The sequence below is a fragment of the Pseudomonas sp. 3A(2025) genome (genome assembly GCF_054589175.1).
Genome location: NZ_BAAILM010000082.1, coordinates 1 through 250, shown reverse-complemented (window position 1 = coordinate 250; position 250 = coordinate 1). Strand labels below are relative to the sequence as shown.

The window sequence follows — 250 nt, the reverse complement described above, 5'->3', positions numbered from 1 at the left end:
GCTAGGAGGTTGGCTTAGAAGCAGCCACCCTTTAAAGAAAGCGTAATAGCTCACTAGTCGAGTCGGCCTGCGCGGAAGATGTAACGGGGCTCAAACCAGGTACCGAAGCTACGGGTATCATCTTAGGATGATGCGGTAGAGGAGCGTTCTGTAAGCCTGTGAAGGTGAGTTGAGAAGCTTGCTGGAGGTATCAGAAGTGCGAATGCTGACATGAGTAACGACAATGGGAGTGAAAAACTCCCACGCCGAA

At 51.2% G+C, this 250-nt stretch carries 1 rRNA gene; it reads left to right on the top strand.

Annotated elements, in window-relative coordinates:
- A 23S ribosomal RNA gene (locus ACYP2A_RS22825) occupies positions 1-250 on the top strand; the annotation flags it as partial.